13 protein-coding genes and 1 tRNA gene are annotated in these 16552 nt (G+C 62.0%); 2 read left to right on the top strand and 12 right to left on the bottom strand.

Going from position 1 to position 16552, the window contains the following annotated elements; genetic code table 11:
• Window positions 1-6: 6 nt before the first annotated feature.
• The 6 genes from DWV20_RS05655 to DWV20_RS05630 form a co-directional block, all read right to left on the bottom strand.
• Window positions 7-951 (bottom strand): hypothetical protein, encoded by a 945-nt coding sequence (locus tag DWV20_RS05655; protein ID WP_117803499.1) that lies wholly within the window; start codon window positions 949-951, stop codon window positions 7-9.
• A gap of 14 nt (window positions 952-965) precedes the next feature.
• Window positions 966-1805, bottom strand: coding sequence for a hypothetical protein (locus DWV20_RS05650; protein WP_117803498.1), 840 nt, complete (start codon window positions 1803-1805; stop codon window positions 966-968).
• Window positions 1806-2855: a hypothetical protein gene (locus DWV20_RS05645; protein ID WP_117637158.1), complete on the bottom strand. Its 1050-nt coding sequence runs from the start codon at window positions 2853-2855 to the stop codon at window positions 1806-1808.
• 284 nt (window positions 2856-3139) lie between these two features.
• The gene (locus tag DWV20_RS05640; RefSeq protein WP_118256569.1) at window positions 3140-4444 is read right to left on the bottom strand and encodes an ATP-binding protein; all 1305 of its coding nucleotides are present in this window, start codon (window positions 4442-4444) and stop codon (window positions 3140-3142) included.
• 259 nt (window positions 4445-4703) lie between these two features.
• On the bottom strand, window positions 4704-6734 hold the full coding sequence (gene bilR, locus DWV20_RS05635; protein WP_233539782.1) for a bilirubin reductase, long form: 2031 nt from the start codon (window positions 6732-6734) through the stop codon (window positions 4704-4706).
• A 447-nt stretch (window positions 6735-7181) separates the two neighbouring features.
• Window positions 7182-7258 (bottom strand) — tRNA-Met (locus DWV20_RS05630).
• 196 nt (window positions 7259-7454) lie between these two features.
• On the opposite strand from DWV20_RS05630, the gene DWV20_RS05625 reads away from it, so the two are divergent.
• Window positions 7455-8303, top strand: coding sequence for a type III pantothenate kinase (locus DWV20_RS05625; RefSeq protein ID WP_158566324.1), 849 nt, complete (start codon window positions 7455-7457; stop codon window positions 8301-8303).
• Between the two features lie 123 nt (window positions 8304-8426).
• Here the strand turns inward: DWV20_RS05625 and DWV20_RS05620 are convergent, their stop codons facing one another.
• The 3 genes from DWV20_RS05620 to DWV20_RS05610 all read right to left on the bottom strand — a co-directional run bounded on the left by DWV20_RS05620 (window position 8427) and on the right by DWV20_RS05610 (window position 11725).
• Window positions 8427-9128 (bottom strand): hypothetical protein, encoded by a 702-nt coding sequence (locus DWV20_RS05620; protein ID WP_117759348.1) that lies wholly within the window; start codon window positions 9126-9128, stop codon window positions 8427-8429.
• Entirely contained in the window at window positions 9129-10877 is a 1749-nt protein-coding gene (gene folP / locus DWV20_RS05615; RefSeq protein ID WP_118256566.1) for a dihydropteroate synthase, read from the bottom strand.
• Window positions 10878-10972: 95 nt separating this feature from the next.
• Window positions 10973-11725, bottom strand: coding sequence for an NAD-dependent protein deacylase (locus DWV20_RS05610; RefSeq protein ID WP_118256565.1), 753 nt, complete (start codon window positions 11723-11725; stop codon window positions 10973-10975).
• Between the two features lie 135 nt (window positions 11726-11860).
• On the opposite strand from DWV20_RS05610, the gene DWV20_RS05605 reads away from it, so the two are divergent.
• Window positions 11861-12679 carry an exodeoxyribonuclease III gene (locus DWV20_RS05605; RefSeq protein ID WP_118256564.1) on the top strand — a complete coding sequence of 273 codons (819 nt, stop codon included), beginning with the start codon at window positions 11861-11863 and terminating at the stop codon, window positions 12677-12679.
• 522 nt (window positions 12680-13201) lie between these two features.
• Here DWV20_RS05605 and DWV20_RS05600 read toward each other — a convergent pair.
• Genes DWV20_RS05600 through DWV20_RS05590 form a run of 3 tightly spaced genes read right to left on the bottom strand, consistent with a single transcriptional unit; the run spans window position 13202 to window position 16441 of the window.
• A complete protein-coding gene (locus DWV20_RS05600) occupies window positions 13202-13915 on the bottom strand; it encodes a DUF6580 family putative transport protein (protein WP_118256563.1) in 714 nt (237 codons plus the stop codon).
• A 4-nt stretch (window positions 13916-13919) separates the two neighbouring features.
• Window positions 13920-15563, bottom strand: coding sequence for an ABC transporter ATP-binding protein (locus tag DWV20_RS05595; protein ID WP_118256562.1), 1644 nt, complete (start codon window positions 15561-15563; stop codon window positions 13920-13922).
• A complete protein-coding gene (locus DWV20_RS05590) occupies window positions 15563-16441 on the bottom strand; it encodes an energy-coupling factor transporter transmembrane component T (RefSeq protein WP_118256574.1) in 879 nt (292 codons plus the stop codon). Before DWV20_RS05590 ends, DWV20_RS05595 begins: the two co-directional genes overlap by 1 nt.
• Window positions 16442-16552: the final 111 nt, after the last annotated feature.

The following is a 16552-nucleotide window of genomic DNA, read 5'->3' as shown; positions in this document are numbered from 1 at the left end:
CCAGAGTTATTGAGTCTCCGTCGTGCCCGTCAGGGTAGTTCCGCTCACGCTAATGCCCAGGTCACCCCAGCCACCGGGCGTTTTGCCGTCCGCTCGGTAAAAGTTGACGACCATCGAACCCGGCTCCATGGTGAACGTAGCCTTGCGAGCTGCAGCATCCACCGTCGCGCCATGGTTGGTCTCGAAGAACGGATCGATCTCCACGTTCTCCCCCCACGTGAGCGTGACGTTTGCCGGTGCGCCCGTAACCGTCACACGGTAGTTGTACGCAGCGTAATCAGCAAACTTGCCAGCCTCATCAACCAGCGCGCCCTCAACCGCAGCGGTTTTGACCTCGGCCTTCTTTGACGGCACGACTTTCGCCGCCAGACAGGTGAGCTCGGTGCCGGGGCTCTCCTTCGAAACAACCATGGCCTTAATCACAAAGTAGGCATGTCCCAACTTGTCCTCAGGAAAGGTCACGGTGTAATCGTTCTTGGTAGGCTGATTCTCCGGAAGCTTGACGTTTCCGGCGGGTTGGGGCGCATAGCTCCACGTGGCACCATCGAGCCCATACCCCTCGACCGTCAAGGTATACGTCACGTTTTTATCGTTGCAGAAGTTGCTGTTGCTCAGCAAATAGTTATAGATGCTAAAGGTGAAGCTGCACTGCTTGTTGTTGGGATATACCGTAACGGAGCGCTGGGCGCGGTCGAGCTCGTCGTTGCCAGGCGCACTCATATAGCCCGTGAGCAGGTCGCTCGCAAACAGGCTCTGCGCGGTGCCCGTTGCGGCGACGGACTTTAGAAATCCGTTGGCGGTGTAGGCGGAATAGGTAAAGTAACCACCCGTCACGAGCGCCACGGCGCAAGCAAGTGCGATTGCTGCCACAACCAGCTTATTCTTGGCTAGGCTCTTGCTTTTTGCCAGCTGCTCGCGCTCGGCATCCTGCTGCTTCTCTCGCTTCTCCATGTGCGCCCCCTCTCCTACTTACCGCTCGTGTTGCGCGCGATCAGGTAGATCACATCGGTCTCTTTGGCGCTCTCGTCCCACGAAAGCTTGATGATAAAGTTGAGCGTGTCATTGTCAGTCGAGCCGTCGAGCGTCTTAGCGTTGAGTTCGCTCTTGCCGAATTTCTTGTATCGGTAGAGCGGGCGCGCGTTGCGCTGGACGTTTTGATAGTCCTTGAACGTAGGGTCGCTTGCGCCCTCGCCCGGCACGGCTGCCAGACCGTCGTTCTCCTTGTTGATATATTCGAAGCTCGTAAGCAGGTTCTCTCCGGTTGCTTTCCAGCTATAAGATTTGCCGTCTGCGGTACCGCTCACGTCGGGCGTCTGGAGCGCAGACGTGTTCTCGGCTCTGTACAGCTCAATAGTGAGACCTGTAATGTTGGTCGTATTCGCGAGTTGCAGCTCAAAACCGTCACCGCCCGTTTGCACGCAAAACGCGCGCTTGAGCGTCACCGTGTTGCCAGTCTTGGTATCGCCGTATTCGGGGTTGTAGCTCAGGTCGATCTGCTCTGTTGCCGTAGCGTTGGGGCCCAGCACTTTGAGCTCTGCCGGCTCCTTGATCTTGCCGACGGTGGAGCCGCGATTGGCATCGACGAACCATCCGAGCGTCAATCCCAGCAACACGAGAAGCACGGTAAGCAAGCCCATGATGGCAAGGGATTCGCGACGGTGGCCGCTCACCCAAGCCTTGATACGCTCGATGCGGCCAGCCGGACGCGCTTCGCCGTGCGAGCCGAACCCGTTGCCGCCGGGGTTTGCCGCTCCTTCGTTGTGTTTGATATCGCCCTGCTCGCGGGCATTAAGCTGCTCGTCCATTTATTTATCCGCCTCCTTGGCGGTAAAGCGCACGCGAATGTACTTGACGTTCTTGCCGATAATCTCGTCGGCGTTGTTGTAATAATTGGCGCAGGTTTCCACATCCGCAGAGGACATGCCGGCTCCGACAGGCGGAACCGCGCTAGGCGCCTGACCTGGCACGCTCGTGCTATCGGCGCGGAAATAGCACGCGTGGTTATTGTTGATGTCGCCGACGAGGGTCGTGTATCCCCCCTCGTCGCCTGTGTTAGCGAAAAGGTTGCCACCGTAGCCGGCGTTGCCCGTGCGAACATAGCTCTTGAACTGCTCCGGCCAAATCCAGTAGAGGGTTTTGGTGACGGTTTCGGTCGTATTGTTTGAGCCCTCAGCACGAAAGCTCTTCGCCGGAATGGTAAAGCTCTGTGTGATGACGGTGACGCTCGCTCCGTCCTGGGTCACCGTGGTTGTCGTGGGAACCAGCGGATTGGAGTAAAAGCCAGAGGTGTCTTTGCCCTGGAAAACCAAGATATGGCCGCGCACCAGATTTTTAAGCGAGTTGATGATCTCTTCATTTTTCGATGCGTCCGTAGCAGTGCCGTCCGTGCCCGCAACGCTCGTCTGGACAGAAATCTCCCAGGTCATCTCCACCGTAATATCGTGCAGGTCGTTGCAGAGCGGCTTGACGTTGAGCTGAAGCTGGCCCGCCGACCCCGGAGAAAGACTGCCATCGGCACTCATGTTATTGAGGTTGAAAAGATTGTTCACGGCAAGGCTTGTACTGTCCGACGCGTAGTTGTCCTGGGCGTCGTACTTACCTGCCGTGCCGCCCTGCGTTCCCGAGAGCACAAACCGTGGGCCCTTCGCCCCGATCGTACTCCCCGTGGCACTCACTCGGTTATTCGCGGCAAACCAGGCCAGGCATGCAAAGATGGCAACGATGGCGGCCAGCACAAACAGACCGCTCACCAGGAAATCCTTCCAGAAATCCTTGAGGGTCCGCACATGCTCGTCGGCAGCTTGGCGGTACTCGGCCGCCGTCTTGTGCTGCTGGAGCTCGCTATGTCGGTCCATGCCACTCATCGTTTGCGTTTGCCCTGCTAGCGGGCGTGCCATCCTTTCCGCTCGGTCGCGTTTATCCGTTGTTCGCAGGTAGAGAATTCAGGCAGAATACAACACCGTACGATAAGGTAAAAGAATAGCATTGACCTGCGGCTTGCTCCACAACGCAAGCCTTAATGATGTCTTAAAGATTACGAACAGCAGCTTCTTCCATATGCCAAGGACATGGTGCAAACAAACCTGACCACTTGCACCAATCCGCAGCACCGGGCAGCGGGCACACGGCGTGCCGCCCCTTAACACCCCAACGCGCGCACGGGTATCACGTAGATACCGTCCTCGACCTCGCGAGCGTACTCACCCACCCCCACAATCACGGCCATAAACTCCGGTTCGCGCGTGCGTGAACGAGGGTTTCCACAGACCTTCTTGCGAACGCGCTTGAGGCTCTCGACGCCGGCGCTCGCCTTATCTTCACTCACCTTAATCTCAAAGGCGGCCCACCGTCCGTCGGCTAGCTGCACGATAGCATCGCACTCAAGGCCCGAATCGTCGCGATAATAGCGCACAGGCGTGCTATCCAGCAGGTCGAGCGACCGCGCGTAGACCGAAAGGTCGCGTATGACCAAATTCTCAAACACCAGACCAAATGTCTGCCAGTCGGCAAGCAACGCCTGCAAGGACATACCTAGCAAGGCGCAAGCAAGGCTCGGATCTGCCAGATAGCGCTTGGGCTTGACGGTAAAGCGTCGTTTGTCGCGCGCGGCGGGAACCCAACCGGGGACCTCCTCGAGAATGAACATGCCTTTGAGGGCATCCAGGTACCTACGCACCTTGGTCTCGTCGGCAAACGCTGCGGGTTCCTCCTCGGCACCGAACATATTCATAAGAATCGTTTTATACGTGGTCGCCTGTCCCAGATTGCGCGCGATCGATGCGGAGACTCGACGAGCAATATCGGGGTCGAGACCGACCGCCGGGAAGCTGCTCGAAAACGCGGTGTTGAGATATTCGCGGGCGATGAGCTGGGCGTCAGCCGAAACCATATCGATCGCCTCGGGCCATCCGCCGCGGCAGGCGGCTTCGACAAGCCCCGGTGTATCGCCATTGCACCGGCAGGGCTCAAAACGATGCTCAAACAAGCCCGCCAGGCTCACCTTGCCGTTGGACTCACCTGTCTCGGCAAGCGTCATGGGGTGCATGCGGACGCGACCGATGCGTCCGGCTCCACTATGCGCGGGCGCCTCCGCCTTTGAGCCAAACGCAGGCGTGGCGGAACCCGTGAGGATATAGGCGCCGCGCGTGCCCCGGGTGCGGTCAACCTCGTGTCTAACGTAGTCCCAAATTTGGGGAACGCGCTGCCACTCATCGATAATATGCGGACGGTCTCCCAGCAACATCATCGCCGGGTCGGCACGTGCGAGGTCGAGATTCTCGTCGACATACGAGGCGGACGCCCCGTGCTCAAGCGCGGCCCACGTCTTGCCGCACCACTTGATGCCCGCAATCTCGACCGCGCCAAAGACACGAAGGTAGCGCTCGATTTGCGCATCCACGATACGTGGGATGTATCCGTCCCGATGTAGCCTCTCGCCTGCCATGAGCCACCCCCGCAGATTTCCAGGTCCTGCTTTCTGATTCTTCTATTCCACTGTAGCAAATTCGGATTTTCGGGTGGTTGCGATTCGGATTTTCGTGTTCATATAATTCGGATTTTCATGTTCTAAGTATTCGGATTTTCTGGTGCTCAAGATTCGGATTTTCTGAACCAGCTGGTCAGTGAGCGCCCTCATTGGCAAAAAGGCGGGGAGCACCGATAACGGCACCCCCCGCCCACTCAATACGCGATAGCTTTCTTGCCTAGAGCTCGTTGGCCGCGTGATATGCCGTGCGAATGGCGCTCGCAATGTCGGCGGTGCGCTCGCCCGAGCAGTCGCCCACGCAGGTCACGGGCACCGTCACGCCGTCCAGGTCAAACGCGTTGGCCTTGGAGCCTACGGCCATCACCACGTAATCGCAGGCGATCTTCACCGGCTCCTCGGCGCCGTCCTCGGTGGTGCGAATGGCCTCCACGCCCTCGTCGGTAATGGCGGTCAGGCGGGTCTTAACGTGCTGCTCCACGTTGTGCTCTGCGAAGTCGCTCATGATCAGCGGCAGAATGGTCTCGGACTCGCCCGCGGCAATCTTGTCGAGCATCTCGACAATCGCCACCTCGCAGCCGTGCTGCAGCAGGTACTCGGCAGTCTCGGTGCCCACCAGGCCGCCGCCGATAACGGCGACGCGGCCCGTAAGCTCCACCTTGCCGGCCAGCACGTCCCAGCTCGAGACGACCTTCTCCGAGTCGGCACCCGGAACGGGGATGACCACGTCGTGTGCACCCACGGCCACAATCGCGGCGTCGGCGGCGTTGAGTTCCTCGGCCGTAGCGGCGTGGTTGAGCTCAGCCTTCACGCCCAGGCCGGGCAGGATCTTCTCGTAGTACTCGACCGAGCGCATAATCTCGTCCTTGCGCGGAGGCGCGGCCGCCAGCACAATCTGGCCGCCCAGATGATCGCTCGCCTCGTAGACAGTCACGTCGTAGCCGCGCTTGGCCGCCACGCGCGCGGCCTCCAGGCCGGCAATACCGCCGCCCACCACGGCGATCTTCTTGTCGCCCTCGCCCGGCTTGATGGCGACGGTCGCCTCGTCGCCGTTCTCGGCATTAAGCACGCACGAAATGTACTTGCGGTTTTGAATCGCGTCGACGCAGCCCTTGTTGCAGTTGAGGCACTCGCGGATGGGCTCACCCGTGGCGGCCTTCAGCGCAATGTCGGGGTCGCACATGAGTGAGCGGCCATAGGCGATGATGTCAGCCGCGCCGTCTTCCAGAATCTTCTCGCCGGCCTCGACCGAGACCACGCGACCGACGGTTGCCACCGGCACGGAGACCAGGGCCTTAACGCGCTCGGCCACCGGCAGCGTCCAGTTGTAGGGCATGGCACCCATGGGCGGAATGGTGTCACCCATGTTGCCGGTGTGGTTGGCCTGTGCGACCTGGATCATATCGATGCCCGCGCCCTCGAGCAGCTTGGCAAACTCGCAGGCCTCGTCGGGCTGCAGGCCGCCCTTGCCGCGCGGCGTGCCGTCGGGGTTCTCCATGATCACGGGGAGCTTGTACTCCACCATCAGCTGCGGCGCGGCTTCCTTAATGGCGGCGACGACCTCCAGCGCGTAGCGGACGCGGTTCTCGAACGAGCCACCGTACTCGTCGGTGCGCTGGTTGAGGATGGCCGAGCACAGCGAACCCACCAGACGGTCGCCGTGGACCTCGATGGCGTCGATGCCGGCCTGCTGCGCGCGGGCGGCCGAGGCGGCGATGGCCTCCTTGATCTGGGTGAGCTGCTCTACGCTCGCCTCGTTCACAAAGTGCTGCATGTCGTGGTGCAGCTTGGCATATGCCTGCTTGCGGATCTCGTTGGACTCGGCCATCTTGGCGGCGAAGGCCTCCTCGTCGCCGGCGGCCTTGGCCTCCTGCGCGGCCTTGGCAGCGGCCATGGAACCCATGACCATGCGGCCGACGCCGGGCACGTCGTACTCGGGGTGGAACAGCTGCAGCGCGACCTTGGCGCCGTGCTTGTGAACGGCGTCGGCCAGCGCCTTAAACGTGGGGATCTGGGCGTCGGTCGCTAACTTGGGCGTGGGGCTTGCGGTCATAACGGGAGCGACGTCACCGATGACGATGTAGCTCACGCCGCCACGGGCCAGGCGCTCGTAAAAAGCCAGGCTGCGCTCGCCGATGGAACCGTCGCGCTCCTCGTAGCCGGTGGTCAGCGGCGGGAACATAATGCGGTTCTTGAGCTCAAGGGGGCCAACCGTAATGGGCTGGAGCAGCTTGGATGCAGGTGCGGTCATGGACATTCCTCTCTTGTAGGCGCGGCGGCGATGGTGCCGCGTAGTTGTCTAGAGGATATGGCATGGGAGCACAGTGGCGCAATGGAAATCGGCAGACAGCAGGTAACGGCAGGTGGATGGGGCGGGGCGGCCCGTCGGTTTGTCTCAATCTGTAACAGTTAGGCCCTATTTTGCCGAGCAACTGTTACAGATTGAGACGAACCAATCTAGCCTGCCGAAAGATCTAGATCTGTAACAGTTACTCAGTAAAAACCGTCCCTCGTGTTACAGATTTAGACAAACGAAGACCGTCCTGCCGAAACATCTCAATCTGTAACACCTAGCCGCTCAAATCGGGTCTAGATGTTACAGATCGAGATTTTGTTTGAGAGGCCGAGAATTGGACCGAAAACACGGTCCCGGAATAACAAAAAAGCTCGCCGGGTAGGCCGACGAGCTGCAAGTTCTTGGTCGCGGGGGCAGGATTTGAACCTACGACCTCCGGGTTATGAGCCCGGCGAGCTACCAGACTGCTCCACCCCGCAATGTCTGGGCGCCTCATGTGCGCAAGAAAGAATATTACGCGGGAGTTCGGTAAACGGCAAGGAAAATCTCGTAGAGCATAATTCCTTCATATTTAAACCCCTCAGCCCCTATCACCGTAAACGAATCGCAGCCGAGCGCCGTCGACGGCACGTATACAATGGTGCGCGTCCTTTTATGCCAACACCGGGAGTAGACATGCTGCTCGCTATCGATATGGGAAATACGCAGACGGCCATGGGCCTGTTTGACGGAGACGAGCTGGTGCAGTCGTGGCGTATGCCCACCGATCGCTCCTATACCGCCGACGAGATCCACGTGCGCCTGATGGGTTTCTTTAAGATGTACGGCCTCTCGCTCGATGCGGTTGACGCGATCGCCTTTGCGGGCGTGGTGCCGCAGCTCTCGCGCGAGTGGCACGCCGTGGCCGACCGCATTGCCGCAGACGCCATCGTCATCGGGCCGCAGACGGCCGCCGTGACCAAGCTGCGCGCGGCGCGCCCCCAGGCCGTGGGCGCCGACCGCGTCGCCAACGCCGTTGCGGCCGAGACTTTCTACGGCGCGCCGGCGATCGTGGTGGACTTTGGCACCGCGACCAATATCGACGTCATCGATGAGGACGGTTATTACATTGGCGGGGCGATTGCGCCGGGCATCCGCATCTCCATGGACGCGCTTGCCGCCCGTGCCGCCAAGCTCGCCAGCGTGCCGCTCGAGGCGCCCGAGCACGCCATCGGTCGCGACACCGAAGAGTGCATCAAGGTCGGCGCCGTGGTGGGCGCTGCCGCCATGGCCGAGGGCCTGGTCGCGCGCATGAAGCGCGAGCTGGGCCGCGAGGACGCCACCGTTATCGCCACGGGCGGCCTCGCCAGCATCGTCGCCGATTCGACCGATGCCTTCGACGTGGTAGACGGCCAACTCACCATCAAGGGCATCTGCGAAATCTACCGCCGCATGCAGAAGCTGGGGGTAAAACAGGGACATAAGTCGAGCACGCCCGATGTCACAGCCCCGCAAACGTTCGCCAAGCCTATTCCTCAAAACTGAAAAATTTTCAATTTTGAGGAATAGGGCGCTGGCAACCCATTCACCAGATAGGCGAAACCCTCCCCGGCACAGGCCGAAGAGGGCTTCGTTGTCATCGTTATCTTTGAGCGCGGGCGCCTCGCGTTACAGTCCGCGAATCCGTACGGCCTCGGGCGGAAACTCCTGCTCGCCGGCATCGGTCTTGATGGTCGCGCGGCCCCAGATGTCCAGGCCCGCAAACACACCGACTGCGAGCGGCAAGCCGTTGGGCGACACCGCCGCGACCTGACGACCCAGCAGTGGCACCATGTCAAAGTACTCGCCCAGCACCGGAGCCAGCGGGCCGGCAGCGCCCTGCGGCGTGTTGGCGGCAACCGCCCAGGCGTCAACGCGGGTCAGCACAGCGGCGGCCAATGCCTCGATCAGCGCCTCATCTGCCATATCCACGCCAAGCTCACCCAGCGCCGCACGCTCAATATCAACCGTCACCGCGGCAAACATGCCCGCAGCACCGGCACCGCCGTTCACGGCAACACGCGCGAGCGACGCCTCAAACGCAGGCGCACCGCACACGATATCGCTCGGCCACTGGATACCCACTTTACCGGCAAGGCCCAACCCCGGCGTCGAAGCCGTGCCCACGAGCGCGTCCATCATGCCCATCGCGGCCACAAACGGCAGGCCGTGGAAGGCATGCATGTTCACATCGGGGCGCACAACCAGCGAAAACGTCAGCGAAGCATCGCCCACGCTCCACGCGCACCAGCCCGCGGACACGCCCTCGCGGCCCGCGTCACGCGCCGCGTCGAGCTCGGTACCGGCGACAACAGCATTCATCTCGATCATCTACATACGCCCCAATTCGCCCACGATATGGCCCACGCGATCCTCGGGTTCCTTGACCTCGACACCGTTATAGCGGAAGAACCGCGCCGGGTCGTGCATCAGGTCCTCGAGCGGCACCAGCACAAAGTCACGCTCGCCGATCAGCGGATGCGGCAGGCGCAGCTTTTTGCCGCCGTGGGTCTCGCCGTCCATCCACAGCAGGTCCAAGTCGATGGTGCGCGGACCGTTGGCCTTGGCCTTTTTGGAGCGGTCGCGACCCAGCTCGGCCTCGATCTTCATGAGCTCGTCGAGCAGCACCAACGGCGCCAGCTCGGTCTTAATCTCGATGACGGCGTTGGCAAACGCGTCCTGGCGCGTCTCGTAGGCCGGCTCGCTCTCGTAGATCTTGGAGGAGTTGGACACGCAGGTGAGTGGAATCTCGGCGATCATGTCGCGTGCGGCGCGGATGTTGTCACAGCGATGCCCCAGGTTGGAGCCCACGGCCACAAACGCGCGGCGCGGCTGCGGCTTGGCAACCGCCCAGTAGCCGTTCAGGAACTGCGCAAAGCCCGCGGCGTCGTGCACGCGCACGATGTTGGCACCGGCCTGGATGGCGCCCAGGCACACGCCAAACGTAGCGGCATCGCGCTCGGCGGCCTCGGTCACGCCCGAGACGGCGCCCACAAAGCGCTTGCGCGATACGGCGCACATGAGCGGATAGCCCAGTGACGCCATCTTGGCAGTCTCGCGCTGGATGACGATGTCCTCGTTGGCCGTCTTGCCAAAGCCCGGACCGGGATCGATGCAGATGCGGTCGCGCGACACGCCGGCGTGGATGAGCGCGCGGGCCTGGTCGGACAGAAAGCCCATGACGCGGCGCATGATGGGCGCCGAATCGGGCAGGGTGAAGCGGCGGAGCTGCGAGGTGGGCACGTAGGCTTCCTCGCGGCGGGCGCTGCGGCGCATCATGGCCGCCAGGTGGTCGTTGGGCTCCGATGCGGCCTCGGTGGCTGCGGGCGCGGCCTCGGGCGCGGGCGCGACGGTCTCGGCGGCAGCAGCCTGCTCGGCGGCCGGCGTCTCCTGCCCCAGCTCGGCTGCAGGCTCGGTCGCGGGCTCCGGTTCGCCAAACGGCAACGAGGGCTGCACCACGCCGCCCGGAAGCTTGGTCTCCGGCTTAGGCTCGCCCAGCAACTTACCGCGACGGCGACGAGCGGGCTTCTCAGCCTCGCGCGCAGCCTCGGCGGCCGCCTCGCGCGCCTTCTCGGCAACAAACGCCGCGGCCGAAGTATCGAGCTGCACCGTCGCGTGCGTACGAGCGGGCGCGGCGACCTCGCCGGCGTGCATTACGATGACGCCGCAGGTGCTCGTCTTAACGAACTCGACCATCTTGGGGTCGGTGAAGCCCGTCACATCGTTGACAATCGAAGCACCGCAGCGCACGGCCGCCTTGGCAACCGCCACGTGGCGCGTGTCGATCGAGACGATGGCGCCCTCTTTGGCCAGCGCGCGCACCACGGGCAGCACGCGGCGAGCCTCCTCGTCGGGGTTGACCGGGGTAAAGCCAGGGCGCGTGGACTCGCCGCCTACGTCGATGATGTCGGCGCCGGCGTCGAGCATCGCCAGGCCATACTCGATGGCGGCATCCGGGTCGAAGTGCTCCCCGCCATCGCTAAACGAATCGGGCGTCACGTTGAGGACGCCCATGATGCGCGGACGGTCAAAGCTGAGCTCATACTTTCCGCACCGCCATGTCTTGCTGTCGTTCGCCATGAACATCCTCCTAAAATGCCCACGCCGCCGAGCTTGGGGAGCTGGCGGCGGGGTCGCTTTGCACTTAGTCTTTCTATTGTATCCGCGCACACGGGCTAGAACGCAAACGCGGCCGCGATGTCGCAAGAAATCAGCAGGTCGGCATTTGCATCCTGATCGGTAGGCGCCAAATTGCAAATGGCCAGCGTATCGCCAGCAAAGTAGCGTGTGAGACCCGCCGCCGGGTACACCACGAGCGATGTTCCGCCCACGATGAGGGCATCGGCCGCAGCGATGGCGGCAACGGCACCGGTCAACACATACTCGTCGAGCGGCTCTTCGTAGAGCACCACATCGGGCTTGATGCAACCACCGCACGCAGGGCACACGGGCACGCCCGCGGCGTCCTCATGCTCGCGCGAGCAAATCCACTCGGCGCTATAGACCGCGCCGCACGACTGGCAAATGTTGCGATGGACCGATCCGTGCAGCTCGAACACGCGCTGCGAGCCCGCCATCTGATGCAAGCCGTCGATGTTTTGCGTCACCACGGCATCAAGCTTGCCGACGCGCTCCAGCTCGGCCAGCTTGGTGTGGCAGCGGTTGGGCTTAGCGTTAAGCGCGATCATCTTGGTGCGGTAAAAGTCGAAGAACTCGGCCGGATGCGCCTCGTAAAAGCTATGCGACAGCATGGTCTCGGGCGGATAGGCAAACTGCTGGTGATACAGGCCGTCCACGCTGCGGAAATCGGGGATGCCGCTCGCCGTGGAAACACCCGCGCCGCCAAAGAAGACCACGCGCTTGTGGGTATCAAAAAGCTCCGCCAGCGCGGCGGAGGCCTGCTTGGGATTCGATATTGCCTGCGTCATATGAGTCCTCCGTCCTTGTTGATCGGGCGGCGTCGGGCGATGTCCCAGCATGCGACCTTTAAGTCAGCATGCGCGGAGCCCACCCCGCCCCTGTTGCGCTAATCTTAAGCCTGCCAACCCCGTCGAAAGGACACCATGCCTCAGACTTACACTTTCGCCTCGTGGAACGTCAACGGCCTGCGCGCCGTGCTCAAAAAGGACCCGAGCTTTATCCAGATCGCGCAAGAACTCGACGTCGATATCCTGGCGCTGCAAGAGACCAAGTTGCAAGAAGGCCAGGTCGATATTGACCTGACCGGCTATCACCAAACTTGGAGCTACGCCGAGCGTAAAGGCTATTCGGGCACTGCGGTCTTTAGCCGCCAGGAACCGCTGTGCGTGCTGCATGCCGACGCGCTGTTACCCCACGCCGGCGAGGGCGAGGCGGCCGTACTCGTCGCCCAAGCCGCAACCGAGGGCCGCGTCTGCGCGCTGGAGTTCGACAAGTTCTGGTTTGTCGACGTCTATACACCCAACGCCCAAAATGAACTCGCCCGCATCGACGTGCGCATGGCCTGGGACGATGCTTACCGCGGCTTTTTGAACGCGCTCGAGCGCGAGACCGGCAAACCCGTCGTGACCTGCGGCGACTTTAACGTGGCGCACGAGGAGATCGACCTTAAGAACCCCAAGTCCAACCGCGGCAACGCCGGCTTTTCGGACGAGGAGCGCGGCAAGTTTACCGAGCTGCTCAACGCCGGCTTTACCGATACCTGGCGCGCGGCAAACCCCGACGTCGAGGGCGTCTACAGCTGGTGGAGCTACCGCTTTAATGCCCGCAAGAACAACGCCGGTTGGCGCATCGACTACTTCCTGGTAAGCGACGCAATCGCCGGCAACGTGCGCGACACGGGCATCCGCGGCGACATCTTTGGCAGCGACCACTGCCCCGTCACCCTCACGCTAGAGCTCTAGCCCCAGCTGATCCCCTGGGGACGGAGGAAAACGAATCATTTTCACTTCGCGAGATCATCCACGCAGCTCGCTTGCCACGAAACTGGCCCATCTACTACGTTTAAGCCACCACCCTCAACCACAGCGAACAACGAAAAAAGAAAACCGCAGGTAGAAAGCCTGCGGTTTTTCATAAAACGCGGTTGTGTTTGGGGGTGTCGGGCCAAACGTAGTAGATGGGCCAGTTTCGTGGCGGACATCCCCAGCGACCGCTTAGGGACGGGGAAACGGATCCTTTCGGCCCTCTGAGATCAGTGACGACAGCAATATATGCCGGCCATTTCAAAACTATGCCGGTTTACGGGGCCGAATCGCGAACCCCCAACCACACGTAACTGAAGCAAAATAAAACCGCAGGTAGACGACTCGTCTATTTTCGAAAAATGCCGGTATGGTCGGTCTGTGCCAATCTAGCCCCGTAAACCGACATAGTTTTGAAATGGTACTTCATCAGTATTGATTCCCGCCCCGGCGCAACCAGCTCTACAGCCCGTATTTCACGACGACTCGGTTGATGCGACGACACCAGGGCCTGTACAGGGCGGCCAAGAACACGCAGGTCGCGAGGCCGTGTGTGATATCGAACGGCACCGCCGTGGCAAGACGCGCTACGGCGCCCGCCCACGTGAGCGGCTGCACAAAACCGATGATGTCGTAGGCGTTGATCACAACGCCATAGAGCAGGCCCGAGGCAAAGCCATACGCCAACAGCGCCGGCATTCGCACGGTCTCATCGGCGCGATCAAACGCGCCCGCATGCGCCAGCGCGCCACCGATATAGCCCACCAGACCCCAGGCATACATCTGCCACGGCGTCCACATGCCCTGTCCAAAAAAGAAATTACTGGTCAGCGCTGCCAACGCGCCGACCATAAAACCATTGCGACGGCCAAGTGTCGCACCCGCGATAATGGCGATAGCGCTCACGGGCTTAAAATCGGGAATGGGTCCAAACAGAATGCGCCCCGCCGCGGCCAGCGCCGCCAGCACCAGCGTGGGCATGATCTGGCGCAGGCCTGGACGTGATGACTCATAGCCCGCAAAGAACAGTGCGAGCACGAGCGCCACTACAACCAGCATGGCAAGCGCCGCCTGCTCAATGCCCGCCAGCAACGCCGCAGTCATCACTGCCGGCACCGCCAGGAGCAGCGGAATCTCCATTTTCGTGAGTAGGCGCGAGGCGCGATGATCCGTCATCCTATCACGCCCTGTAGAACACGTTGTCGGCAAAGAAGTCGGTCGGCGGCTCCATGCAGGCGATCTCGCCGCCAAACATCATGGCAATGTCATCGGCAACCTGCTCGGCAAAATCCAGATCGTGCGTGGCCATAATGACGGTGCCACCAGCCTTCGCATGGTCACGCAGGGCGCGGGCGATAATGCAGCGACTTGCCAGGTCAAGGCCCTTGGTGGGCTCATCAAGCAACAGCAGCTCGGGGCCGATCAGCAGCAGCTTTGCCAACGCAAGCAGCTGGCGCTGTCCGCCCGAAAGATCGTATGGGTGGCGCGTCTCCAGGCCGTCCAATCCCAGTTGCGCCGCACGCTCCCGCGCCAAGTTCTCGTCATATCCGCAGGTCGAGGCCCATTCCATCAGCTCGTCGCGCACCGTCTCGGCAACCAGCAGGGCCTTGGGGTTCTGCGGCAGCAGCGCAGCCGAGGCCGCCCCGCGCACCATACGACCACGCTGCAGCTTGGCAGTCTTGGCCAGCACCGAAAGCATCGTCGACTTGCCGCAGCCGTTTCCGCCCACGACTGCATGCACCGCGCCAGCCGAAAACGACGCATCGAGCCCGCGCAGCACCCAACCGCACGCGCGATCGTAGCGAAACCAGCCTTCCGACAGGGTGGTAGCCGACCCAGCGTGCATTTTTTGGAGTATTCTGCTTCCATCCGTGCGCGAGAAGGCTTCCGAGCCGTTCTCGAGCGACGTTTGCGCCACAAATTCGGACGATTTGTCCAGTTCCGAACTTTTTTTCGCGCTCGATACGTCCCCGAGCGGCTCCAGAGAGCCCAAATTGTCCTCACGCCTGCTGAATACTCCGTTTTTTGCACATCGGATGGCACCCCACCCCAACATGTCATCGGAAAACAGCGATTCTCGGCGTCCCAAAGAAGCCATATCCGCCACCTCGCGCACGCGACCGCCCTCAATCCGGTACGCACACGTCGCATACTCGAGCATCGGCCGCGGTTGATGCGTAGCCACAACAACCGTGCAGCCCAGCTCACGGTTCACGCGAAACAGCGCGTGCAGAAAATTCTTCTCGGCAACGGGATCGAGCTGAGACGTGGGCTCGTCGAGTAGCAGCACACGCGGACGCAGCGCCAGGACGGCGGCAAGCGACAGCAGCTGTTTGCGGCCACCCGAAAGCGTATCGGTATCGCGATGAAGCCAGTCCTCCAGACCAAAGAAATAGCTGGTCTCGGCAACACGGCGGCGCATCTCGTCGCGCGACATGCCTAAGTTTTCCAGGCCAAACGCCATCTCGTGCCACACGGTCTCGCACACAATCTGGTTCTCGGGATCCTGAAACACATAGCCCATGCGCTCTGCGGACGCCCGAACGTCCATATCGGCAACGCTCTCACCCAGCACGCACAGCTCGCCGGCGCATTCGCCCGTCGGCGCGATCTCGGGTTTGAGCAGCGAGAGCAGCGTCGACTTGCCCGACCCGGTACCGCCAACGAGCAGTGCAAACGCACCTTGGGGAACAGACCAGTCGAGCCCGTCGAGCACCAGCGCCTCAGCCCCGGGGTAGGTAAAGCTCAGGCCCCGTACCTCAATCGCCGGAATATCCGGGCCGCACGCCGCGCCCGACACCGGGCCCCTATCCAACCGAGCCATCAGCCAAACCTCTTCTCATCAATCGCGTGCAACGCGCAAGGCAGCACCATCCAGGCAGCGTACACGACATAGCCCGGCCACGGCGCCGGCACCGAGAGCTGCGGATAAAACGAATACTGCATCGTCGCGGTCCACGCCACTGCCACCGTGACCACGCCAAACAGCGCAAGCCCAACCAGCGCGGCAACATCGCTGCGCCCCAGTCGATACCGCGCATACGTCGTTCGACGCGTCGCGGCGCCCCACCCACGGGAGCGCATGGCGTCCGCGCGCTCCAGCGAATCTTCCATGCCCCAGCCCATCAACACGCTCGACGCCCGCAGGCGCGAGCGTACGGGGTCGGCCGGCGCGCGGCCCGGCACATCAATCGCATCCTGCACCGCCAGCACCGTACGACCGCGGCGCAAAAACTGCGGGATAAGCCTCATGCACATCGAGATCATGAGCGCAATCACCGGTGCGGCATTACCCAGCAGCGCGAGCACCTTGTCGTATTCGAGCATCGACGCCGCGGCCCCAAACCACAGCACGCTCGCCACAAACAGCCCGCCCATGCACAGGCCGTATACCATGCTCTCCAGATACACCGCGCGCATGCCAATACGGAACAGCTCCGTCGAGCCCGAGGCGCTAAACAGAGGATTGACCAGCGCGATAATCAAAATCACCGGCAGCTGCCAGCGAAGCGCCCCCAACGTGCGGGCAGCCCCACGCGTCGCAAATCCATACGCCAGCCCGCCCGCAAGTGACAGCGCAATCAGTACCGGCTGCATCGAGAACATAGTGAGCCCCAGCGTCAGCACTATATAGAGTGCCGGCACAGCCGGATGCGACATCGAGAATGCCGCGACGGGCTCGTTGCCCGATTCCTCTCGCATGATATCCACGGGCACCCCATCCCCTCGCTCAAACGTCAACGCCGCAGCGCCGCCACCATACACAACCAGCGCAAACACCGCGTCAACGGCACCGACATCGGCGGCAATGCG

It is taken from the genome of Collinsella sp. AF02-46-1, assembly GCF_003465825.1.
Taxonomy (GTDB): domain Bacteria; phylum Actinomycetota; class Coriobacteriia; order Coriobacteriales; family Coriobacteriaceae; genus Collinsella.
This window is presented reverse-complemented; position numbering and strand designations above follow the sequence as displayed.

Excerpts from the sequence above, each read along its gene's own strand:
- DWV20_RS05605 (WP_118256564.1), top strand. The coding sequence starts at position 11,861 with ATGCCTCAGACTTACACTTTCGCCTCGTGGAACGTCAACGGCCTGCGC.
- DWV20_RS05650 (WP_117803498.1), bottom strand. The coding sequence starts at position 1,805 with ATGGACGAGCAGCTTAATGCCCGCGAGCAGGGCGATATCAAACACAAC.
- DWV20_RS05655 (WP_117803499.1), bottom strand. The coding sequence starts at position 951 with ATGGAGAAGCGAGAGAAGCAGCAGGATGCCGAGCGCGAGCAGCTGGCA.
- DWV20_RS05610 (WP_118256565.1), bottom strand. The coding sequence starts at position 11,725 with ATGACGCAGGCAATATCGAATCCCAAGCAGGCCTCCGCCGCGCTGGCG.
- folP (WP_118256566.1), bottom strand. The coding sequence starts at position 10,877 with ATGGCGAACGACAGCAAGACATGGCGGTGCGGAAAGTATGAGCTCAGC.
- DWV20_RS05625 (WP_158566324.1), top strand. The coding sequence starts at position 7,455 with ATGCTGCTCGCTATCGATATGGGAAATACGCAGACGGCCATGGGCCTG.
- DWV20_RS05590 (WP_118256574.1), bottom strand. The coding sequence starts at position 16,441 with ATGCGAGAGGAATCGGGCAACGAGCCCGTCGCGGCATTCTCGATGTCG.
- DWV20_RS05620 (WP_117759348.1), bottom strand. The coding sequence starts at position 9,128 with ATGATCGAGATGAATGCTGTTGTCGCCGGTACCGAGCTCGACGCGGCG.
- bilR (WP_233539782.1), bottom strand. The coding sequence starts at position 6,734 with ATGACCGCACCTGCATCCAAGCTGCTCCAGCCCATTACGGTTGGCCCC.
- DWV20_RS05645 (WP_117637158.1), bottom strand. The coding sequence starts at position 2,855 with ATGGACCGACATAGCGAGCTCCAGCAGCACAAGACGGCGGCCGAGTAC.
- DWV20_RS05600 (WP_118256563.1), bottom strand. The coding sequence starts at position 13,915 with ATGACGGATCATCGCGCCTCGCGCCTACTCACGAAAATGGAGATTCCG.
- DWV20_RS05595 (WP_118256562.1), bottom strand. The coding sequence starts at position 15,563 with ATGGCTCGGTTGGATAGGGGCCCGGTGTCGGGCGCGGCGTGCGGCCCG.
- DWV20_RS05640 (WP_118256569.1), bottom strand. The coding sequence starts at position 4,444 with ATGGCAGGCGAGAGGCTACATCGGGACGGATACATCCCACGTATCGTG.